The sequence below is a fragment of the Eisenbergiella massiliensis genome (assembly GCF_003435485.1).
In genome coordinates this window covers 15,873-37,576 of sequence record NZ_QVLV01000035.1, presented here as the reverse complement: position 1 = coordinate 37,576, position 21,704 = coordinate 15,873, and the positions used below count along the sequence as shown (strand labels likewise).

At 46.7% G+C, this 21,704-nt stretch carries 17 protein-coding genes; 11 read left to right on the top strand and 6 right to left on the bottom strand.

All coding sequences use genetic code 11. The features are described from left to right. Window positions 1–92 precede the first annotated feature (92 nt). Window positions 93–293, top strand: a complete 201-nt coding sequence (locus tag DXC51_RS29365) for a hypothetical protein (RefSeq protein WP_147332417.1) — start codon at window positions 93–95, stop codon at window positions 291–293. A gap of 128 nt (window positions 294–421) precedes the next feature. Further along, window positions 422–1,276, top strand: a complete 855-nt coding sequence (locus tag DXC51_RS27295; RefSeq protein WP_102287700.1) for an alpha/beta hydrolase — start codon at window positions 422–424, stop codon at window positions 1,274–1,276. 106 nt (window positions 1,277–1,382) lie between these two features. On the opposite strand, the gene DXC51_RS27290 is transcribed toward DXC51_RS27295, so the two are convergent. The 3 genes from DXC51_RS27290 to DXC51_RS27280 all read right to left on the bottom strand — a co-directional run bounded on the left by DXC51_RS27290 (window position 1,383) and on the right by DXC51_RS27280 (window position 4,974). Then, window positions 1,383–3,008 (bottom strand): ABC transporter substrate-binding protein, encoded by a 1,626-nt coding sequence (locus DXC51_RS27290; protein WP_117545827.1) that lies wholly within the window; start codon window positions 3,006–3,008, stop codon window positions 1,383–1,385. 104 nt (window positions 3,009–3,112) lie between these two features. Next, window positions 3,113–4,012 carry a carbohydrate ABC transporter permease gene (locus DXC51_RS27285; protein ID WP_102287698.1) on the bottom strand — a complete coding sequence of 300 codons (900 nt, stop codon included), beginning with the start codon at window positions 4,010–4,012 and terminating at the stop codon, window positions 3,113–3,115. 17 nt (window positions 4,013–4,029) lie between these two features. Continuing rightward, window positions 4,030–4,974, bottom strand: coding sequence for an ABC transporter permease (locus DXC51_RS27280; RefSeq protein WP_102287697.1), 945 nt, complete (start codon window positions 4,972–4,974; stop codon window positions 4,030–4,032). Window positions 4,975–5,130: 156 nt separating this feature from the next. Between DXC51_RS27280 and DXC51_RS30340 the strand changes: the two genes are divergently transcribed. The 5 genes from DXC51_RS30340 (at window position 5,131) to DXC51_RS27255 (ending at window position 13,438) form a co-directional block, all read left to right on the top strand. Further along, window positions 5,131–6,798 (top strand): response regulator transcription factor, encoded by a 1,668-nt coding sequence (locus DXC51_RS30340; protein ID WP_146045278.1) that lies wholly within the window; start codon window positions 5,131–5,133, stop codon window positions 6,796–6,798. A 38-nt stretch (window positions 6,799–6,836) separates the two neighbouring features. Then, window positions 6,837–8,678: a sensor histidine kinase gene (locus DXC51_RS27270; RefSeq protein ID WP_117545826.1), complete on the top strand. Its 1,842-nt coding sequence runs from the start codon at window positions 6,837–6,839 to the stop codon at window positions 8,676–8,678. 213 nt (window positions 8,679–8,891) lie between these two features. Beyond that, window positions 8,892–10,526, top strand: coding sequence for an MGH1-like glycoside hydrolase domain-containing protein (locus DXC51_RS27265; protein ID WP_102287694.1), 1,635 nt, complete (start codon window positions 8,892–8,894; stop codon window positions 10,524–10,526). 109 nt (window positions 10,527–10,635) lie between these two features. Further along, window positions 10,636–11,670, top strand: a complete 1,035-nt coding sequence (locus DXC51_RS27260) for an SDR family oxidoreductase (protein ID WP_117545824.1) — start codon at window positions 10,636–10,638, stop codon at window positions 11,668–11,670. Window positions 11,671–11,710: 40 nt separating this feature from the next. After that, window positions 11,711–13,438: a beta-L-arabinofuranosidase domain-containing protein gene (locus DXC51_RS27255; protein ID WP_117545823.1), complete on the top strand. Its 1,728-nt coding sequence runs from the start codon at window positions 11,711–11,713 to the stop codon at window positions 13,436–13,438. Window positions 13,439–13,658: 220 nt separating this feature from the next. On the opposite strand, the gene DXC51_RS27250 is transcribed toward DXC51_RS27255, so the two are convergent. Further along, window positions 13,659–14,285 (bottom strand): GNAT family N-acetyltransferase, encoded by a 627-nt coding sequence (locus DXC51_RS27250; RefSeq protein WP_117545822.1) that lies wholly within the window; start codon window positions 14,283–14,285, stop codon window positions 13,659–13,661. A 140-nt stretch (window positions 14,286–14,425) separates the two neighbouring features. On the opposite strand from DXC51_RS27250, the gene DXC51_RS27245 reads away from it, so the two are divergent. Continuing rightward, window positions 14,426–15,250 (top strand): MerR family transcriptional regulator, encoded by an 825-nt coding sequence (locus tag DXC51_RS27245; protein WP_181970217.1) that lies wholly within the window; start codon window positions 14,426–14,428, stop codon window positions 15,248–15,250. On the opposite strand, the gene DXC51_RS27240 is transcribed toward DXC51_RS27245, so the two are convergent. Further along, window positions 15,231–15,752 (bottom strand): DEAD/DEAH box helicase family protein, encoded by a 522-nt coding sequence (locus DXC51_RS27240; protein WP_025488657.1) that lies wholly within the window; start codon window positions 15,750–15,752, stop codon window positions 15,231–15,233. The two genes, DXC51_RS27245 and DXC51_RS27240, sit on opposite strands and share 20 nt — an antisense overlap. Window positions 15,753–15,966: 214 nt before the next feature. Here DXC51_RS27240 and DXC51_RS27235 point away from each other — a divergent pair, with 214 nt between their 5' ends. After that, entirely contained in the window at window positions 15,967–16,842 is an 876-nt protein-coding gene (locus tag DXC51_RS27235; RefSeq protein WP_320919254.1) for a helix-turn-helix transcriptional regulator, read from the top strand. 16 nt (window positions 16,843–16,858) lie between these two features. On the opposite strand, the gene DXC51_RS27230 is transcribed toward DXC51_RS27235, so the two are convergent. Continuing rightward, complete coding sequence (locus DXC51_RS27230) at window positions 16,859–18,697, bottom strand: family 43 glycosylhydrolase (RefSeq protein ID WP_117545819.1); 1,839 nt, start codon at window positions 18,695–18,697, stop codon at window positions 16,859–16,861. Window positions 18,698–19,755: 1,058 nt separating this feature from the next. On the opposite strand from DXC51_RS27230, the gene DXC51_RS27225 reads away from it, so the two are divergent. Continuing rightward, window positions 19,756–20,448, top strand: coding sequence for a response regulator transcription factor (locus DXC51_RS27225; RefSeq protein WP_117545818.1), 693 nt, complete (start codon window positions 19,756–19,758; stop codon window positions 20,446–20,448). Then, on the top strand, window positions 20,436–21,521 hold the full coding sequence (locus DXC51_RS27220) for a HAMP domain-containing sensor histidine kinase (protein WP_181970216.1): 1,086 nt from the start codon (window positions 20,436–20,438) through the stop codon (window positions 21,519–21,521). Before DXC51_RS27225 ends, DXC51_RS27220 begins: the two co-directional genes overlap by 13 nt. The last annotated feature ends 183 nt before the right edge of the window (window positions 21,522–21,704 follow it).

The following is a 21,704-nucleotide window of genomic DNA, read 5'->3' as shown; positions in this document are numbered from 1 at the left end:
GTTACATATCTACAGGATTTTACAATTTAAAATCCTGGTAGAATCTTATAAAAATTTCAGTCCGTTCCGGCTTCAAAGTGGAGGCGCATCCCTTGTCACTGCAGAGATGGGACGAATTACGCTCCAGAGTGGCATTATGGCCAATGGGAAGCCATTCCGCGCAATTCCTATTACCTACCTCTGGAACAAACGTGGAAAAGGAAAACGAATATGTGGCTGCATCTGCAACAAAAGATATTGCAGGGAAAAAGAAAGAAAAGGCGTCTGCTGCTCATGGGATCAGATATTTTTGATCCCGAAGCAGATCTTACCAATTGGGAAAACCATGTTTACAGACGGTATCAATAGCGGATTTCAGAATATATGTGGTATAATTCATCTATCGAACACGATACCAATATTTAAACAGGAGGAAAAATATATGCTTCACATTGCAAGCAACCCCAGCCTGAAAGGACTCTCCGTCCTCTCTCCCAAAATCGTCTATTCCACCCATACCGGCAAGGACATCACGCTGGATCTGCTCATGCCGCAGATACCGGAGGATGCGTGCGAAAAACGGTATCCCCTGATTGTCTTCATTCAGGGAAGCGCCTGGCATTTCCCGGATACCAACTATGAAATCCCGCAGCTGGCCCGCTTTGCCGATGATGGTTTTGTGGTCGCATCCGTTACCCACCGGAACATAGAAGAAGGCCATCCGGCGCCGGCATTTCTCCAGGATGTAAAGACAGCGATCCGTTTTCTGCGTGCCAATGCAGAGCAGTATCATATCGATCCGGATAAGGTTCTTGCCTTCGGCACCTCCTCCGGAGGAAATACCTCTCTCCTTCTCGGCCTGACAGGGGATATGCCGGAATTTAAAACCGATGAATATCCGGAATTTTCAGACAGCGTATGCGCTGTGATTGACTGCTTCGGCCCCACGGATCTGACCGCTTTTCTTGAATCCCCCCAGCCTGAGGTACGTTCGGAGGCCGCCGCTTTGTTCACACTCTTCTGCGGAGGCACTCTCGATAAAGAGTTATTGAAAAAAATGAGCCCCATAAACTATGTGCAGGAGGGGAAAAGCTATGTGCCTTTTATGATCGCCCACGGAAGCGCCGATCCCACTGTCAGCTTTTCCCAAAGCGAGCAGCTGGTGAAGCGTCTGGAGGAATGCGGAGCCCAGGTCAGCTTTATCTGTGTGGACGGCGCAGTCCATGAGGGGAATTTCTGGAGCCGGGAGCTTTGGGATATTTTCAGAGGCTTTATGAAAACGCAGGCAGGCTTGTAAGGTCCGTAAATAAGACAACGTTTTGCCAACCTTTAACCAGAATAAAAAGAACCAAAAGACAGGTTTATTATCAGTCTTTTGGTTCTTTCTTCCTATAACATATAGATTATTTTTCCAGACCTTCAAGGTAAGCGGTAAACTGGGAAATAAATTCTTCCTTCAGCTTTTCGGCTCCCGCAGTCTCGCATTTACTGTTCAGCTCCGCCAGAGTTCCTTCCACATCATCCACAAGGCCAAGCTCCAACAGCGGTACATATTGTGAGCAGACCTCATTCATTGCAGCAAGCTCACTCTTTACGGAAGAGTCGTCAAAGATAAAACCGCTTGTTACTTCAGATATGGCATCTCCCATTAATTCCTGACGAATTTCGCTCTGGGTGGTGCCGGCCTCTCCCTGTATTCTTTCCAGAACATCGTTTTTCAGTCCCCAGGAAACCGGTGCATTTCCTACCGCATAATTTGCCTGCTCATCTCCAAGTGTATATGTGGTATCACTGGTTGCATTAAAGGTTGAACCTTCTATTCCATATCTGCAGATATCGTAGCATTCCTTGTCAAATTTCAGGACATCCAGAACCATCAGCGCACGCTCCTGATTTTCTGAAACCGCAGGGATTGCAAAACCGTCTCCCGTATATACGCCTTTAACATGTACGACACCAGGGGTTACATTTACAAGCTCTGCCTTCCATTCAGGATGTTCTGAATCTACAACATTTTTAGCTGATTCACAGGTATCAAGATTCCAGAAAAGGGCGGCACTTGTTCCATTCTGGAATGCATCCAAAGGCGAAGTGGTATTGGAAACGGCATTTTTTGACCAGAATCCTTTATCTGCCCAGCTCTTCATCAGTTTACAGTACTCTAAATATTCATCAGTTCCATACTGCCAGACAACATCCTCCGCAGCGGGATCTTTTCCCTGATAGAAATAGCCGAAATATTTTCCGCTTCCGCAGCTCATAGGCACCAGATTATTTCTGCTCTGGAACAGGTTCATTGACATTTCAACAGCATCTCCGGCTGCCGCATAAGGATAAATTCCTTCCTCATTCTCCGCAACTGCCGTAAAGTACTCTTCCAGCTTTTCCACGCTGTCAATTTTATCTATCCCATATTTTTCACGTAAATCACCTCTGATAAGAACGGGCATCGCATTGTTAACGTAGGGACTGTTTTTAGGAATCATATAGCATTTTCCATTAATTTTGGCCTGTTCAAATGCCATACTGTCTTCCCCTGCTGCCGTCTGCGGCATATATTTCTGCAGCAGCTCGTCTGTAATTTCTGCAAACGCGCCTTTCGTTGCCTCTTCATTATAAAAAGCCCAGGTTGATGTATAAATTATATCAATATTTTCTCCGCTCGCCAGCAGCAGTGAGTACTTCTGCGTATAATCACTAAGCGCTATATAATTGATATCAACCGTACAGTTAAGCTTATCTTCCAGTTTTGCATTCAGGGCCTCTTCCACCTCGTCAGCCGCTACCGGTTCATCCCCAATCACATACATGACAAGTTCCTTATGTTCTGAAATATCGTTTCCGCCATATTCCAACGTAGCTTCACTACCTGCCTGCACTGTCCCGGCGGCTGTTTCTGTTGACTCGGCCGTATCCGCCGCCTGGCTGCCTGAAGCAGGAGCTTCACTTCCGCCCTCTCCGCAGCCTGTAATAACACAGGTCCCCAACATCATAATACTCAGCAGTACTCCCAAAGCTTTCCTTTTCATTCTGTTTCCTCCTTGTTTTGCGGAGTAAAATGCAATTTCTTTAGAAATTTATCCTCTGATGGGCAGAGGAATTTACTCCCTTAATTGATTTTATGAAATCTGCACTAACCTTTTACAGATCCCAATGTTAACCCTTTTACAAAATATTTCTGTACAAATGGATAAACCAGTATAATCGGTCCGGTAGCTACAATCGTAAGGGCCATTTTGGTGGACTCGATCGGCATGGAGCTTACGGAAACCGTTGTCTGACTTGCAATTTCCCGCAGGGCCTTAATGCTCCCCATCAGCTGATACAGTAAATACTGCAAATCAAATAATTCTTTTTTATCAATAAAAAGCATGCACATATACCAGTCATTCCAGTATGCCAATGCTGTAAACAGGCCGATTGTCGCTATTACGGGTTTGGAAAGCGGCAATATCAGCTTTACGAAAATACGAAAATCCCCCGCTCCGTCAATTTTAGCGGATTCCGTTATTTCACCGGGTATACCACCCATAAATCCTTTGACTAAAATGATATTCCATACGGATACCATGGTCGGTATGATCAATACCCAGATTGTATTTTTCAGGTGCAGGGTTTTTACACATAAGATATACCAGGGAACCAGCCCGCCTGAAAAAAGTGTGGTAAAAAAGAAATAAAAAGAAAAAATATTTCTCCATTTAAAATCCTTCCGCTGTAATACATAACCGGTCATGGCATTGATAAAAACACTCAATGCGGTGCCTGTAATGGTAACAAAGGCAGTTACCCCATATGCCCGAAGAATTTTTGCCGGATTTTTAAAAATCAGTTCATAGGCTGTCAGTGAAAATTCCTTTGGCCAAAGTACATATCCATTTTTAATAATGTAGCTCTCGCTGGTAAATGACGATGCAATAATCAGAAAAAACGGTATAATACAAATCAATGCAAACAGACATAACAGCGGATAGCCGATTGCTTTAAAGCACAAAGTATCTGCATGTCCGTTTTTCTGCGTTTTCTTCCGCATATCTTTCACCCCCTTTTCTAAAATAATGCATAATCGCTCTGCACCCGTTTAACAATTCCATTTACCAGCATAATCGTTGCAAAACACAAAATCGACTGGTAAAATCCGGCAGATGCCGCCATGCCTATATCCGAAGTTTCAAGCAGGGAACGGAATACAAAGGTGTCAATTACATCCGTGGAATCATACAGAGCGCCGTTTTTTCCCACCAGCTGATAAAACAAATCCAGGTTTCCCCGGAATATCTTGCTCACATCAAGCAGCACCATGGTAACCACTGTAGGCAGGATTGCCGGAAACGTGACATGCCGCACCCTCTGGAAGATATTGGCTCCATCAATCTTTGCTGATTCGTGAAGCTGCATATCCACTCCCGTAACAGCCGCCAGATAAACCACCATGCTGTACCCCACGCTTTTCCATGCATTAAATATAACAATAATGATTCTCCATGCCGGGCCGTTTGCGTAGATATTTACCGGCTCCATCCCAAGCATTCCCAGGATTCCGTTTATAACGCCATTCTCATAGTTGAGAAGATTGTAGGCAATCGTCCCCACGATAACCCAGGAAACAAAGTAAGGAAGAAAAATCGCTGATTGTGTCAGCTTTTTGAAATGCTTGTTTCCCGCTTCGCTTAGGATAATAGCAAACAACACTGCCAAAAATGTGTTTACTGCGATGAATGAGAGGTTATACAAAAAAGTATTTGCGGTGACGCTGAAGGCCTTTCCTGACAGAAAGAAAAATTTAAAATTATCAAACAGTCCTTCCGTCCACGGACTCCCCCATATTCCATCCTTATAATTGAAATTCTTAAAAGCAAGTATCATACCGCCCATGGGAAGATAGGCAAATATGAAAATGGTCACTACTGCAGGCAGGAGCATAAGTAAAAGTATTCTGCTCTTTTTCAGCTCATGGAAAAATGATTTTCCTCTGCCTTTGCCGGAAGCTGCCATACACATTCCTCCTTATTTTATTTTTACGATTCGTTTGACACCCTTATCCTAACATCTGCTTTGGGCAAATAAAATCAGACTATTTTTTTATACATAGCACAATCTTTAACTCTGCCTTTATGTGCCATTGCGTCTCATTTTTATTGGTGATATTATTTGTACAACAGATCAGGACTAAAAATAAGCAATACGAATTACCGGCGCACCCTGGTGCGCAGATGGGAGCATAATATGAAGCTGCTTCTCGTTGATGACGAACAGTTTACCCGGGAAGGGATTCTTTCCATTACCCCATGGCATGATTTGGGGATCGATGAAGTGATAACCGCAGAGGACGGAGAGGACGGTTTGGAAAAAGCACTGCTTTATTCGCCTGAAATCATATTGACAGATGTAAAAATGCCTCGTATGGATGGTGTGGATATGTCTTTCAGAATCCGTGAAAAATTGCCGGAATGCAGCATTATTTTCATGAGCGGTTATGCGGATAAGGAATATCTTAAGTCAGCTATCCGCCTGTCTGCGGTAAACTATATTGAGAAACCTTTTCATCCCGACGAACTGAATTCCACCTTGCAAATTGCGGTCAGAAAAAGCAATGACCAGGCAGCCTCCCTCCATTCGGCAAGCGAATTAACCCACAAGCTGAACCTGAGTCTCCCTGCAATAAAAAATAAAATTGCAACTGCGCTTCTTCATCCGTTATCCTCTCAGAATGAGCTGGATGAGTATATCAGAATCGCTTATCCCGGCTTTCAGAAAGAAGGCGCCTGGATCACCTTCCTAATCATGCTTCTGCCAAACATGGAGGAAGCAAATACGGGTGCTGTTTCCATACAGGATGCGATCTGTGATCTGCTTGACAGCCGTCTTGCCCTGTCCGAGTTTTCCCGGGCAATTATCGGCCAGAAAAGTGATCAGGTTATTGTTGTACATATGAACCTGGTAAGCCGGAATGGCGCTCCGGTGCCTGACTCTGAGATCGGAAATATCTGCTATATGCTGTGCGATATTCTGAAAAGCACCTGCCGTTTTCTTCTCGCTACGGGCCATCCCGCAGCCGGATTTGAGCAGATATTTGAGTCTTACCAGACAGCCTCCATCTGCCTGCAAAGAGGTTTTTTCCATAAAGAAAATGCTGTCCTGTTTTATGAGGAAAAGCATAATCATCTTATTTACCAGTTTTCCGATGATACACTAGTGCCTTTTGAAAAAGCGCTTCAGCAGCATGATGAACAGTCTGCCTGTGAGTTTATTTCCGCCCTTGTGGAAAAGCTGAGACGTTTTGACGGTACATTGGTCAGCAGTGTTAAAAACTTTTTTATCCGGGTTTACCGCTGCCTTTATGAGGCATCAAAACTTTATGGCAGTTCCGCCTTCAGTGCGGAGGAAACCCCTGAGGCCCTGGATGATATTATTTGGAAATTGTCCTTTCTGACAGATATTGAAAAAGAAATCACAGATCGGCTTCATATATTTTTCTCATCCACCGATGACAGATATGCCCAGTATCCGCTGGCATACCAGCTTCGCCTGTATATCGATGAAAATTTTGAAAAAGAGGATCTTTCTCTTCAGGAAATTGCTGAATATTTCTCCGTCAGTGAATCCTATTTATGCGTCCTGTTTAAAAGGGCATTTAACAATACCATCAATCAGTACATAATAGACTGCCGGATAGAAAAGGCACGGGATTATCTGAAGAACACAAATAAGAAGATCAAGGAAATCTCAGAACTGGTAGGATATCGGGACTGCAACTATTTCATCCGGATTTTTAAGAAAACCACCGGGACAACTCCGGCAGACTACCGTTCCTCCTAGTATAATTCCCTGATCAAACTAAAGAAAAGGACAATATTATGATATATAATCGTCTGAAAAACCTCCGGTTTTTCCGTACTCTGCTCACACTTTTTAATAACATCAGCCTGCATAGAAAAATAGTGCTCACCTACTTCTTTTTTATCTTTATGTTGGTGGGGATCCTGGCTGCATCCATCTATACCTTTACCGCCTCCACAATACGTACGCAGAGTACCTTCAGCCTTCAGCAGAGTTTTAATCAGGCGAGTTCCTATCTGACCTATAAGCTGAATGGAATCAGCTCCTCCAGTGATATGGTAATCTATAATGTCTCTCTGAATGACATCCTCAATAAAGACAAAAACAGCTATTCCGTTATGGAGCAGGTTGCCGATTCCAAAACAATCCTTCACCTGATGAAAAGCCTCCAGGAAAGTGAAGACATTAAACGTGCCCGCATTTATGTCCCTGATCAGCTCATCTACTCCGGAAACGGCGTTAATATCTGTCCTCTGTCACAGGCTGCCTCTTCACTATGGTGGGATAATCTTTTCCGTAAAAAGGGACTGCACCTTTTTGTGGGAAATGATGAACTGGAAGATATTCCTTACCGGAACCAGAAATGTATTGCATTAATAAGAGCCATGTACAGACAAAATGACTATTCAGAGCTATCCTTTATTCTTCGCCTGGATATTCCCCGGAGTACCGTGGAATCCATTTTAAATTCTGCTAATTATACCAACGACAGCTGCACCCTGCTGCTGGATTCCAGAGGAAAAATAATTGCAGGTTCAAATACCACCGATTCCATTCCTCTTTCCGAAGAGAATCCTGATTATCTGACACTCCCCGCCTTTACTGCAGATTCGGCGGTTAAAATACAACTGTCCGGCCAAAGCTATATGGCCATGCAGACTCTCATTCCCGGAACCGAATGGAATATGGTTACGCTGGTACCCTATTCCTCCTTTACCTTGGCGCTTACCTCACTCGTCAAGATTATTATCGGTGTTTCCTTTTTGATCCTGCTTCTGGCCTGGTTTCTCTCCAAACCTATTGCCCATACCATCACCAGACGTATTGATCTGCTCTGCCGTTATATGCAGCGGACCAAAGACGGGATACTGCAGGAAGCCCCGGATGTTATATACAGGGACGAAATTGGTACGCTTTATGAGAATTATAACTTTATGATTTCCAGAATCCACACCCTCCTCAGGGAAAATTATCAAATGGGAAGGGAACTGAAAAGTGCGGAGTATAAAGCTCTGCAGTCGCAGATAAATCCCCATTTTCTGTATAACACCCTGGATATGATAAGCTGGCTGTCTTATCAGAACAAATCCGCTCAAATCGGCGATATTGTTTATTCCCTGGCCAATTTTTATAAGCTGTCCCTGAATAAAGGAAAATATATAGTTCCAATCAGTGATGAAATCAGTCATGTGTCCTACTACATGAAAATACAGGATTTACGATTTTCTGGAAATATTCATTTTATCACCGACATAGCCCCTGTCATCCAGCAATATTCCATTCCAAAGATCACCCTGCAGCCTATTGTGGAAAACGCTCTGTTTCATGGAATTCTTGAAAAAAAGTCAAAAACCGGCCAGATTAAAATCACCGGGAAATTAGAGCAGGATAAGGTCTGTCTGTGTGTTGAGGACGATGGGATAGGAATTCCTCCCGGACAGTTAAATACTCTCCTGGAGCCCTGCGGGGAAAAAGAACGCCAGGAAGAAACCGGCAGCCATTACGGCCTGCGCAATATACATAAACGGATTCAGCTACAGTATGGGGAATACTACGGACTTTTCTTTGAAAGTGCCCCCGGTAAAGGAACCAGGGTTACGATTTTACTCCCTGCACTGCATGTGGACGAGTTATCATAGCTGCCTTTCATTCCAGATTTGGGAACCTGCAAGACAATGAATATTTATTTTAATATTTTATTATGTGTACTTTTATTTGACAGTGAAAAACTGTAATGCTATAATCTCACCCAAGACGGGTATCTGCAGCAGGATGAAAGGGAAGTTCCTTCTGCTCAGTTATCTCATTACGATTCGTTTGACATCCATCTTAAAAAGGAAAGGATGTCAAATATGGCAAAAGGCTACAAAGCAACAGACTATTGTTTAACCCCTACCGGTGTGGAATTTACCTGCGAGTCCGACTGGCTGAAGGATCTGTTTGACCGCTGCGAAATGTACTGCAGAAATAATCTGGCGGTTTTCACGGATAAACTCGTTCTGCGGGAAGGCTCTGACTATGATGGGGTATGGCTGGAAACACAGCCGATGGGCGGCGAAATGTATGCTAAGCGCAACATGGAGGCCGCTCTGGGCAATCAGCTGATTTTCATGGAAAATCAGAGAAAAAGCGGGCGTCTGCCCGGCATGATTAAATTTCAGGAACCATTTCTGCTGCAGGTTTCTTATGACTGGCTGCAGGGTTTCTGTTTTCCTGTGCCCGCTTTTAAAATGTATTACCTGATTGGCAAAGACCGGGCTTATCTTTCGAAACTCTACGATACTCTCAAATCCTATGACAATTATTTATGGACCTACCGTGACAGCGACGGCGACGGCTGTCTGGAAAGCTGGTGCACCTGGGATACCGGGGAGGATAATTCCCTCCGGTTTACAAAGTACGGTGTAAAAGATGGAGGGTTCGGCGGTGAAGACGCGCCTGTAGGACATGGCAGACTTCCCTATGAATCCATGGACATCTGTTCCTACTCTTGCCATGCAAGAGCGGTTCTCGCAGATATTTCCGATATTCTGGAGAATGGCGAGGGTGACTTCTGGCGCCGGAAGGCTCAGGAGGTCCGCTCCAAAATACGGGATTACCTGTGGATTGAAGAGAAAAATGCCTGTTATGACCGCGACTGTGATAACCGGTTTATGGATGTGCTCACCCACAATAATCTCAGATGTATGTATTATGGTTCCTTTGATCAGGATATGGCCGACCGTTTTATCCGCTTCCATCTGCTTAATCCTGATGAATTCTGGACCAATGTTCCGCTCCCCTCCATCGCAGCCAATGATCCATGCTTTACCAACATCAACTTCAACAACTGGGGCGGACAGCCTCAGGGGCTTACCTACCAGAGGGCCATTCAGGCACTGGAGCAATATGGCCATGTTTCGGAAATACGCATGCTGGGGAAAAAATGGCTGTATCTTTTACGTGATCAGAAGAAGCTGGTACAGCAATACGATCCTTTTGACGGTACTCCCTGTGTGACACGTTCTGAAGGACTTGCACCCGCAGGCGATGAAACAGCAAGATATGAGGGAGTTGCCACACTGGGGCCTGAAGGCTATGGACCCACGATTCTCGCTGCCCTGGAATACATTTCCCTGCTCTGTGGTGTGAACATTGCCTTTGAAAAGGCTGCCTGGAGCGCAGTCAGAAACTGGCCGGCCGGTACCTACAAACAAATGATGTACGGCCATACCTACACTCTCACTCAGGATGGTCAGAACATGCAGGCTTTTCTGGATGAAACTCCTGTTTTTACCTGTTCCTGTGGGGTCCAGGTGGTAACCTCCTTAAGCGGAGAAATTATCTCATTATCCGGCATTGAAGAAACGGAAACTCCTGTTTCCCTATACTTTGGAGGCACCTCTTACCATGGCACCATCTCCCCTAATCAGCAGGTACTGCCGGAAAACGGTTCCTTTCGGCAAATCCGGCAGATTGCATTTGATTATCCATATAAACAGGAATAAAAATTTACAGGCATGTTTCAGCACACATACTGGAAATTTTTTCCCGTTTCTTTCTAACTACTTAACAATTCAGTATTGCAGGCAAGCCTGCGATATGCAGGAGGTATATATGAAAATATTATTAATTGGCGGAACGGGCATAATCAGTACCGCAGTATCCAAAGCGCTTCTGGCTGCGGGACATGAACTGTGGCTTATCAACAGAGGCACCCATAATCATATACTGCCTGAAGGCGCAAATTATATAACTGGTGACATCAATGATACAAACGCCATGGAAAAAGCGTTGTCGGGACAGAGCTTCGATTGTATTGCCGACTTTATAGTATTAAAACCAGAGCAAATTGAGCGGGATTATCATCTCTTTCACGGAAGGACAAAACAATATATCTTTATCAGCTCCGCTTCCGCATATCAAAAGCCCCTCAGCCATTATGAAATCACGGAAAGCACACCGCTGAGCAATCCCTACTGGGACTATGCCGCAAACAAGATATTGTGCGAAAACAAGCTGATGGATTTTTACCGTAAAACAGGTTTCCCGGCTACGATTATCCGTCCCAGCCATACCTATGATGAATATAATATTCCACTTTGTATAACCGGATGGCATGGATGCTACAGTGTCATAAAAAGAATGCAGGAGGGCCGGCCGGTTATCATTCCAGGCGACGGCACCTCCCTGTGGACGCTTACCCACAATAGTGACTTTGCCCGGGCATTTCTTGGAATCGCAGGAAATCCCCATGCGCTGGGAGAAGCAGTGAATGTAACCTCCGACGAGGTCATGACCTGGAATCAAATTTATGAAACAATTGCAGATGCCCTTCATGTACCGCTTCACCCTTTTTATGTTTCTTCCCTTTTTCTGCATCAGGCCGGCCCTTTTGATTTTAAGAGCTGTCTGCTTGGAGAGCGCGTACAGACCGCGGTATTCCGTAATGACAAACTCAAACGCCTGGTTCCCGGCTATCAGGCGGCTGTCCCTTTCCGTACCGGAGTACAGACCGCTCTTCATAATCTTCTTACAGATCCTGCCCTCCAGGCTGAAGACCCTGTTTTTGATGCCTGGTGCGACAGCGTAATTGATGCTCTTACACTGACCGCCGCTGCACTGAAAGCAAAGTTCCCCGTATGTGAATAATTGTTTGAACGCCTGATAAAACAGGCAGAAAGGAATAATAATGAAAAGCTTTGATTTTAAAGATGTAACTCTCAATGACGGAATGTTGAAAAAGGTACTTGATGATACCATGGAATTTTACCTGAAAATCCCCAATGATAATATCCTGAAATATATGCGGGAAAGCGCAGGCCGAAAAGCGCCCGGAGTTTATTACACCGGATGGTATCCGAAATCAAGAGGACTTGCCTTAATAGGGCAGTGGCTCTCTGCCTTCAGCCGTATGTATGCAATCTCCGGCAACGAAGCCTTCCGCAAAAAAGCAGTCTTCCTCGCCGATGAATTCTGGAGCTGCTATGATGCCGCAGCTTCTTCGGAGCCTTTTCTTACAAGCCGTTCTCATTATGATCTGGAAAAGCTGCTGCGGGCACACTGTGATCTCCACCTGTACTGCGCTTATCCGCAGGCCCGTAAACGGGGAGAATTTCTGGTTGATTTTGCATACTGTAATCTTACCTGTGATAACCTGTTCGGAGATAACTCCACAGAATGGTATACCTTAACGGAATCCTTCTGGGATGCCTATGACATCCTTGGCATTCCGGATGCGATAAAATTGGCGGAACGTTTTGCGTACAGAGAATTCTGGGATCTTTTTTATATAGATGCCGATCCTTTTTCCAGACGTCCCGAAGCTGGACTTTATTCGGAATACTGCCATGCCTACAGCCATGTCAATTCCTTTAACAGCTGTGCAAGAAGCTATGAAATGACCAGGGACCCTTATTACCTGAAAGCACTGCGCTCCTTTTACCGGTTCATGCAAAACGAAGAAATTATGGCAACCGGCGGATATGGCCCGAACTATGAACATCTGATGCCAAAATACCGGATTATCGACGCCCTGCGTACCGGTCATGACAGCTTTGAGACTCAATGTGATACCTATGCGGCTTTCCGCCTCTGCAAATACCTTACCCGTTTTACCGGAGAGCCTGAATATGGCGGATGGATTGAAGCACTTTTATTCAATGCCGTCGCAGCTACAATTCCCATGACTGAGGAAGGAAATATCATCTATTATTCAGATTATAATATGTATGGCGGGCAAAAAAAGAACCGTCAGGACGGCTGGACCTGCTGTACCGGTACAAGGCCTCTTCTTGTTACCGAAATGCAGCGTCTCATCTATTTTGAAGAAAATGCGGATCTTTTTGTAAGCCAGTATACACCATCCACGCTTCACTGGAACAGGGAAGGCGTTAAAATTGAAGTACGGCAGGATACCTCCTTTCCGCTGGAAGACAGCACTGCTTTAACACTTTCCCTTTCCTCTCCTGCGGCTTTTTCAATACACCTGCGTATGCCGCAATGGCTGGCCGGTACTATGGAAATAAAATGCAACGGTGTTGTCATGCCGGCCCTGGTTGACAAAAACGGTTGGTTAACCTTTTCTTCTGAGTGGCATGACGGAGACAGTCTCACCATAACGCTTCCACAGGACGTATGGATGCATTCCTTTGATCCTGTAAAAAAAGGACCAAATGCATTTCTGCATGGCCCGGTCGTGCTGGCAGCCGAATACACCGGCGTCCAGACGCCGAATGACTGGATGGATGTTCAATCCCTTACCGGAAAAATGCGCTCTGTCCCGGGCCGGCCGCTTCATTACACGGTGGATGGAATTGATACAATTACATTCCGGCCTTTTTATGAATACAGGGAAAACGAACGCTATTTCATATATCATGATACTACTGCGCATGCGACAAAATTTCACAAGGGGTGATTCCAAAAGAAAAATGGAAACGGTATTATTGCCTTAGCTCCTTTCCATGCACGGTCATCACATAGTCAAAAGAAGCGAAACCGGTATAGGCTTGGACAGACATAGAAATTCCATCGCCGGTCAGCCCATCGGTCACTGCCGCAGCCACGGCAATGACCGACAGGCTGATCCGCTATATTTTACGCAGGCGGCAACACAAACCGTATTACAACGCCGTCACCTAATCCACATCATACTCATACAGAAAAAACTGCATTTCATTATCCACAGCAAGCGGGACCTTATAACTTTTCTGTCCGCAACGCCGCATTCCCTGATGTTCATAGAAGCCATAATTGCAGCTGTTGTCCGTATACAGATAAAAACGGGAAATTTTCTGTTGTTCCATATAATCCAGCAAAGCCCGGAACAGCTTCTTCCCGATTCCCAGGCCGCGGTATCTTACGTCCAGTGCAAAGAAGGAAAGCTCTCCCGGATATTCCTTTTCACTCTCCTTCAGCAGTTCTTTGTCCACCTGGTTAATCCCCGAAAAAGCCCGGGCAACTTCCCTTCCCTCCTTTCCTGACAGCAGCGCCAGCGCTGCCGCCGTCTGCCGCAGCAGGCCGGTTACGGAAGGTTTCCACGCCCCGCAGTCCTTTCCCATAATCACGCCTGCCGGCCTTCCTCCCACCTCCGCTACCTTCATAAAAGTCTGATTCGCCATACACCCTGCCAGATAAAGGCGTGACAGCCTTTTTGCTGTTCCAGGGGAACAGAACCTGTCATACTGCCAGGTTTTTCTTATGATATCCTGCAGAAACGGCGCATCCTTTCTTTCATAATCACGAAGTACTGTTTTTTCTTCCATATCTGAAACCTCTTTTCCCTGTTTTCTTTTTATGTTATAGTCATCCTAAAGGATACAGTAACTGTAAAGTCAAGAGATTTTTACAATAAAAACAGAACGGGCCGTAAAAATGGCAGTACCGCGGCAGCATGGAGGTATTTATGCCCACAAAATCCCTGCTTTTTACCACAGGACAATTCGCAAGGCTTCACCATCTGAATAAAAGAACATTGCACTATTATGATGAAATCGGGCTTTTCTCCCCTGCCTTCAAGGGGGAAAACGACTACCGGTATTATACCTGGCAGCAAAGCGCGGATTTGGAAAACATCCTGGCGCTGCGTGAGCTCCATATGTCCATCGACGAAATCAGGTCCTATCTGCATTCGCCCAATGCCCAAAGCTTTCTCGCCCTTTCGGAGAGGAAAATCGGTGAAATTGACGAGACAATCCAGCACCTTACTAAGCTTCGTGCCATCATGCAGAAAAAACAGGAAATGCTGCATCTGAGTATGCAAATAAAGGACGGTCAGATTGACACCGTCCGATGTGAAGAGGAATATCTTTTTATCACGCCGCTTCCCCCTTCGGAACCGCTCCCGGAGCAGAAGCAAATGCAGATGGACACCCTTCTTTCCCACCTGCAGACCGCATGGGATCTGTCCGAATACAAGACCGGCTGCGGAAGCCTGCTTTCCCTGGAAAAAATCAAGCAGCACCGTTTCGACGAGTACGACGGCCTGTTCACCAGCCTGGAGCAGCCTGCACAAATCAGTGGTATTTACAGAAAACCTGCCGGGCTTTACCTGCGCGCTTTCTGTGTGGGCAGCTGGGACAGGCTTCCCGCACTCTATGGCCGGATGCTGGCCTTTGCCCGGAAAAAAGGCTGGGAGCTTCAGGGGTATTCCTATGAAATCGGCCTGAATGAATTTGCCATTTCCGACAGTGAGGAATATGTAACCCAGGTTACCATCCTTGTTTCCTGATCCATTTATCGGCCTCTTCTGCCGCTTCTTCCGGCGTCAGGTTTGTGTTATCCAGCAGCGTAATCTGCGGCTGCGTTTTTGACGCATTTTCCCTCAGCCACAGGTTAAAGGAAACGGAGCTGCGAATCCAGTCTTCTTCTTGGATACCCCGCCCCTCCCGCATTCTTTTTTCCAGGATTGGCGTTTCACAAACCACGGCCAGATAGTGAATCTGCGTAAAATATTCCCTTGCGTCGCATATTTCAAACTGCTCCGGAATCCCACAGCCGCACAGAACCACAGGCATGCCGATTTGGGAAACATTGGCGCACATGGTCATCCATACTTCCCTGAAATTCCGGTAATTATCCTGGGGCGTATTAAAAACCTCCTGCCAGAGAATATCGCTTTCAAGCACAATATAATCCGTTTCTTTTTTAAACAGGATTTCACACATCGTGCTCTTTCCCACACCGCTGGCTCCTGATACAATAAATAACGGGAATTTTTTATCCGGTTTCATTGGTTTTCCTCCCTTTTTCGTGATTATCCCGGCGCTAATTTCACTGACATCAATTTCCCCGGTATTGATTTCCCCGGTATTGATTTCCCAGGTAATGATTTTCCGGGTATTGATTTTCCGGGTATTAATTGATTTTTCCGACATTGATTTGACGCGGGGCAGGGCCTGAGGTATACTATTGAAAATTTGTAGCAAAACCACAGGGGAAAAAACAATGCCAAAGGCCGTTTCCTATATTTTTCCCCTGCATCTGCCCCATATTTCCCAGGCTGCAATAAAACTGTTTATGGAGGCGTCCATGAATCATATCCGTTATGTAGAATATAATGCCGTACACGACGGCAGCTTCGTATTTGATGTGCCGGAAGGCCACGACTGCTGGCTATTGGTGCTCACGCATACCCCCGCCCTTTTCCGGGTGGACGGCAGCCTGCAGGAATACCCGGCCAAATCCGCAATCCTTTTCCCGCCTTTTTCTCCTATTTATTACTGTGCCTGCGGGGACCGATATGAAAATGACTGGCTGCGTTTCGATTCGGATGAAGAATATGTTTCCTCTCTCCCGATCCAGGGAATCCCCTTTTCCCTGCCGGATGCGGATTACTGCCACAACCTGTTCCAGCTGCTCACCTGGAAAAATGCATTTCCCGGCGCACATAATGAGCGGATAACAGGCCAGCTCCTGCAGCTTCTTTTTTCCGAGCTGCAGGAAGCCTCCCTGAAAATTCCGGGTTCGCTGTCTTCCCATTACCATGAACTGGTGAACCTGCGCAAATCCATCTACAACAGCCCCCAGCTACCCTGGAGCGTGCCGGACATGGCGCGGCAGCTCCACCTGAGCGAGGGCTATATGCAGGTTGTCTATAAAAACACCTTCGGCATTTCCTGTATGGATGACTGCATTAATGCCCGCATACGGCTGGCAAAGGATCAGCTGCGCTACACCGGAAAAACAATTGCGGCCATCTCGGAATTCTGCGGCTACCACAATGTTGAGCATTTCTGCCGCCAGTTTAAGCGGATTATGGGAGAAAGCCCGCGTTCGTTCCGGGCATCCGCAGAAAAACGCAGCCCGGACAGGCTTCCGTAAAGGAAAGGCCAACCTGTTATTTCACCACAACCTCCATGGAAACCTCCGTCAGCTCCGGCGCCAGATCCTTTTCCTCCGTCATTTCCAGGATCGGATAGCCGTCGGCACCAAAATGCACACGGCGCAGTCCTGAACTTCTCGGCCCGTCAACACCCGGCTTGCCGTGGTAGGCATTCCACACCAGCCCGTCCTCATCCGTTACGTAGGAATTATGGCCTGTTCCATATTCCCCTTCCTTGCTCCTGGAGGACATCAACGGATAATTTTCCTTCACCCAGCTTTCCGGGTTGAGCAGATCCGCATCAGGATCTGCGCTGAGCAGGCCCACTACATAGGTGCTGTCCACAGCTGCGCTGGAAAAGGTAAGGAATATTTTTTTATCCGTTATCAGGGCAAAAGGCCCCTCATCCACAAAGGTATGATTATTTGCCCAGCCATATTCCGGCATGGAAAGCAGGACGGGATCGGATATCAGCTTCCACGGCTCCTCAGGATCCAGTTCCGCGATATACAGCCACGCGCCCTGATCCACAGGATGGAACTGGCGCTGGGACCATGCCGCATAAACCCTTCCGCTGATCTCAAACTCCGTCATATCAAGCGTGATTCCCTGTTCCCCGTACAGATAGCTTCCGTCTTTTTTCACTACCCGCACCGGCATCTCCCAGTCGGAGGCCTTCATGGGATTTCCGTTCTCCTTCAGCGCCATCACATGGCACTGCTCCTTCTCAAACTCCTGCGGCGTCCCCGCATGGAAAATATACAGCTTGTCCCGTATAATATGGAACTCAGGCGCCCAGAGCAGATTCCCCAGATGGGGGTACATGGAGGTATTCAGAATACAGATTTCCTGGGCCGTAACAAGCTCCGGAATCGTATCCGCTTCCCGGATATACAGGGAATGGTTGTTGTCATAATCATTGGTGGCAATAAAATAATATTTTCCCTTCCATTTGCCGATGCAGGGGTCGGCACGATGCCATGCAACAGGAAATTCATAATGATTCTGATGCACCCTGCCCGTCACCCGGTAAGTGCCCGGATGGGCAAAATCCACCTCCCCGGTGTACCAGTCCACTCTTTTTTCCACACAGGTGCCATCGCTGTATTTAGCGTTCGCCCTGACCTTCTTCACATCCTCCGGCGATGCCGCGCATATCCGCTCCGGCACCTCATTTGCCACATTCACCGGCACCAGGAATTTACACCGCAGCCTCTCTGCCGTTTCTTCCCCTATGGAAATAATATTGCGAAGCCTTGCCCCTTCCGGAGCTTCCTCGCAATCCGGCAGGACTGCCATCTCCGCAAGCACTGCGCCAGCCTCCAGCCTCTCAGGCTGCGCCGCTTTCACCGCCTCCCCGGACAGCTCCGGCAGATTGTATGCAAAGCAGCCGCCCTGTGCATCCTTCCACCTCAGGCAATAGCATCCCTTGTCCGCATCATACCTGCATACCGCATCTTCTACGTACACTCCTGTATTCAGGTCAAGCAGCTCTTCCTCATGATACCGCACCAGATCCTTTGAGGTAAAAAGCAGCAGCTTTCCCCTGGACTCTTCATCCTCACTGCCGTCCGCTTCCATCCTGACCGCAAGGATCCCGAAAGCGCCGTCCGCCATCTGAAAAAGCCACGGGTTTTTCAGGCTCTTCGCATGCAGCGTTCCGTCCTCCCGCTGCGTTGCCTTTGCGTACAGTATGCCTGCGTTGTGATTCAGCGGGACAAAGCCTTCTCCCTCCCTGCGCAGCGCCAGATGCATGCTGTATGCCAGCTTCTCCGAATAGATGCTGTCCTCCCCAGGCTGCCTGGTGTAGCACAGTAATTCGTAATTATTTTTTCCATTATTTCTGTTTTCCATTGGTTCCCTCCTGTTATCCAACATAAAACTGCTATAACTATTTTTTCACAAGACAGGGAGTAAAACAATGATTTTTTCTCAGATAAACTTGATTTATTCTTATACGGGAATTTAGAGATAAAAAAAGCAGCTTGAAGTGTTTAAGGATTCTTACATAGCTTTAGATAACTGCCGTGAAAGAAGGCCGTGGTACCCTATGCTGTATATGAATCCGTTAAAGTAAACATCAAAACTGCTTTTATAATTTATATTACAAATCCTATATCTATTCTGTTGCATATCTGCATTCATCAGATAACTTCATAAACACAACAATAAATTTTAAAATAGTACGAAAAATTTCTTTGGTCATATATTGCGAAATTGGTAAATAATTTTCCCGAAAATCTGCGATATATGACCAAAGAAAGGGAAGTAAATAAATGCTCCAAATACTTCACAAATAAATATCATTATTTCAATCCCCAGAAATATTTCTGACAGTAATATTTTATCATATACTATAAATAATTTCAATGATATTTATTTGTGTATTCTCTCTTATTTCCTTGCAATCGCTTCTGCAGTAGATTATAATATAATTGCTGTTAAATCTTTCCAGCTGGAAGGAGGTGGCATTATGCAATACATAGAGTCTTTTCTTATTTCTGTTGTGGCTGGTGTGGTTTGCTATTACATCGGCAAATGGCTGGACAGAAAATAAGCAACAGCAGCCAGCCTGGGTTATCCTACCCTAATTAAGGAAAAAAAGAATCCCCAGAGAGCTGCAACTCTCTGGGGATTCGCTTTGTGGCATAATGCACATAGCGTCTTTTCTTCGCTAACATTATAATATAACCAAGATATAAAATTGTCAAGCCATATCAGAGCAAAAAACTGTGAAAACATTAGTTTTCAGTTACTATCCAGCAGCCTATAATACACAAAAAACATGAAATATTCCCGCAAAAGTGAATTATAAAAACAATATTATAGAATGCAATTTTCAGATAAAAACCAGATAATTACCTGCTATCATAAAAGAAACCCTCCCACCCAGGAAAGGACCGAAACTCCCCATGGAAAAGAAGCTTCCAAAGAAAAAGAAAATTCTCATCATAGACGACGAACAGGATATCACAGAAATGCTGAGCTCCTTCTTTCAAAGCAGGGGCTATGAAGCCATAACCGCAGGCAGCGCTTCCCAGGCCCTGCGGCAGGTAGAGACCCGTCCTGACCTCATTCTTCTTGACATCAATATGCCCGGAGAAGACGGCTTCAGCCTATGCGGGAAAATCCGGGACTTCATCAACTGCCCCATCCTGTTTCTGACCGCCCGGGTGGAGGACGCGGATAAGGTAAGGGCCTTCCTGGCGGGCGGCGATGACTATATTGTAAAGCCCTTTTCACTTCTGGAGCTGGAGGCCCGCGTAGCTGCCCATCTGCGCAGGGAACAACGAAACGCCGCTTCCTCCCTGGTAAAATTCACGGACAGCCTGGTCATCGACTATGGCAGAAGAAAGGTCTTTTCCTCCGGCCGGGAGCTTCCCCTCGCCAAAAAAGATTTTGCCATTGTCAGCCTGCTTTCCCAAAATCCCCGCCAGGTCTTTGATCGGGAACGCATTTATGAACGTGTCTGGGGATACGACGCCGAAGGCAGCAGCACCGTTGTGGCGGAGCATATCCGCAAAATACGCAGCGTATTTGAGGAATACGGCTGTAAGGATTATATTGAAACCATATGGGGAGTGGGATATACATGGAAAGAATAAAACGCACTTTCAAAAAACTTACTATTAAAAAAAGCTTTGCCCTCCTTATCCTGCTTTTCCTTCTGCTGGATATCTTTTTATGCCTGGCAACTGCAGGCCTGCTTCAGCTCCTTCCGGGAAAATACTATGCGCTGTCCTCCCCTCTCATAGTCTGCCTCTATTCCGCCCTCTGTCTGGCTTCCGCCGCCTGTCTCTTCTATAAATGCAAGCTGGAGGAACCGGTACGGCTGATCAAGGAGGCTGCCGCCAGAATCGGCAGGCAGGATCTGGATTTCCGCCTTTCCTATGACAGTGCCGATGAAATGGGCGAGCTTTGCCGCAACGTGGAAAGCATGCGCCTTGCCCTGGAGGATAATTACCATCTTCTGTGGAGCCAGGCGGAAGAAAAAAAGCGCATTAACGCCGCCTTTGCCCACGATATGCGCACGCCGCTCACCATTATCAAGGGCTACCTGGAATTCCAGGAGCTGTCCGCAGGCAGCCTGTCTCCCAAAGATCTGCAGAAGCAGGCCGCAGTAATGAAAAAACACCTTGCCCGCATGGAAAACTACATAGAGGCCATGAATTCCCTTGCGACGCCGGACGGCATCCGGGCCATCCCTTCCCTCATCCGCCCCCGAAAGCTGGAGGAGGAACTCTTCCGTACAGCCGCCATGCTCTGCCAGCGGCTTCACAAGTCCTTTATCCCGGAATCGCAGCTTCCCGGATCTCCCCTGTCCGCCGATCCCGAAATCATCTCCCGTGTTCTGGACAATATCCTCAGCAACGCCGCCGCACACGCCTCCTGCACCGTCACTTTACGGCTCTCCCTGAAGCAGGGCGCCCTGCTGGCGGAGGTTTCCGACGACGGTCCGGGATTTACCACAGCCGCTCTGGAAAAAGGCTGCGATCCCTTTTTTACCGAAGCCAGGGATAACGGGCACCAGGGACTTGGACTCTATACCAGCTGCCTGCTTTGCCTTGCCCACCATGGCAGCCTGACACTTGCCAATGCTCCGGAAGGCGGCGCCCGGGTGGCCGCCTCTTTTCTGCTGTTCCAGGATCCAAAGGCACCGCAAAAAGCGGGGGACTAAAGACTGCCCGCGGCCTCTTCCCCCGCAAATGCCGCCGCGTTTTACAATTCTGTCTCTTCTCATTGAACCGCTGCCGGGGATTTCCTCATTCTGATATTTTTCCAAAACCAGATAAAAAGTTGAAAGAATGCCTGTATACTGATAACAACCGCAGCAGTCAGGCTGTCCGAGCTGCTACGGGCA

What these genes read in the sequence shown, in the direction of transcription:
- DXC51_RS27295 (WP_102287700.1), top strand. Translation starts at nt 422, where the DNA reads ATGCTTCACATTGCAAGCAACCCCAGCCTGAAAGGACTCTCCGTCCTC.
- DXC51_RS27290 (WP_117545827.1), bottom strand. Translation starts at nt 3,008, where the DNA reads ATGAAAAGGAAAGCTTTGGGAGTACTGCTGAGTATTATGATGTTGGGG.
- DXC51_RS27265 (WP_102287694.1), top strand. Translation starts at nt 8,892, where the DNA reads ATGGCAAAAGGCTACAAAGCAACAGACTATTGTTTAACCCCTACCGGT.
- DXC51_RS27280 (WP_102287697.1), bottom strand. Translation starts at nt 4,974, where the DNA reads ATGGCAGCTTCCGGCAAAGGCAGAGGAAAATCATTTTTCCATGAGCTG.
- DXC51_RS27245 (WP_181970217.1), top strand. Translation starts at nt 14,426, where the DNA reads ATGCCCACAAAATCCCTGCTTTTTACCACAGGACAATTCGCAAGGCTT.
- DXC51_RS27240 (WP_025488657.1), bottom strand. Translation starts at nt 15,752, where the DNA reads ATGAAACCGGATAAAAAATTCCCGTTATTTATTGTATCAGGAGCCAGC.
- DXC51_RS27260 (WP_117545824.1), top strand. Translation starts at nt 10,636, where the DNA reads ATGAAAATATTATTAATTGGCGGAACGGGCATAATCAGTACCGCAGTA.
- DXC51_RS27220 (WP_181970216.1), top strand. Translation starts at nt 20,436, where the DNA reads ATGGAAAGAATAAAACGCACTTTCAAAAAACTTACTATTAAAAAAAGC.
- DXC51_RS27285 (WP_102287698.1), bottom strand. Translation starts at nt 4,012, where the DNA reads ATGCGGAAGAAAACGCAGAAAAACGGACATGCAGATACTTTGTGCTTT.
- DXC51_RS27250 (WP_117545822.1), bottom strand. Translation starts at nt 14,285, where the DNA reads ATGGAAGAAAAAACAGTACTTCGTGATTATGAAAGAAAGGATGCGCCG.
- DXC51_RS27225 (WP_117545818.1), top strand. Translation starts at nt 19,756, where the DNA reads ATGGAAAAGAAGCTTCCAAAGAAAAAGAAAATTCTCATCATAGACGAC.
- DXC51_RS27235 (WP_320919254.1), top strand. Translation starts at nt 15,967, where the DNA reads ATGCCAAAGGCCGTTTCCTATATTTTTCCCCTGCATCTGCCCCATATT.
- DXC51_RS27255 (WP_117545823.1), top strand. Translation starts at nt 11,711, where the DNA reads ATGAAAAGCTTTGATTTTAAAGATGTAACTCTCAATGACGGAATGTTG.
- DXC51_RS27230 (WP_117545819.1), bottom strand. Translation starts at nt 18,697, where the DNA reads ATGGAAAACAGAAATAATGGAAAAAATAATTACGAATTACTGTGCTAC.
- DXC51_RS27270 (WP_117545826.1), top strand. Translation starts at nt 6,837, where the DNA reads ATGATATATAATCGTCTGAAAAACCTCCGGTTTTTCCGTACTCTGCTC.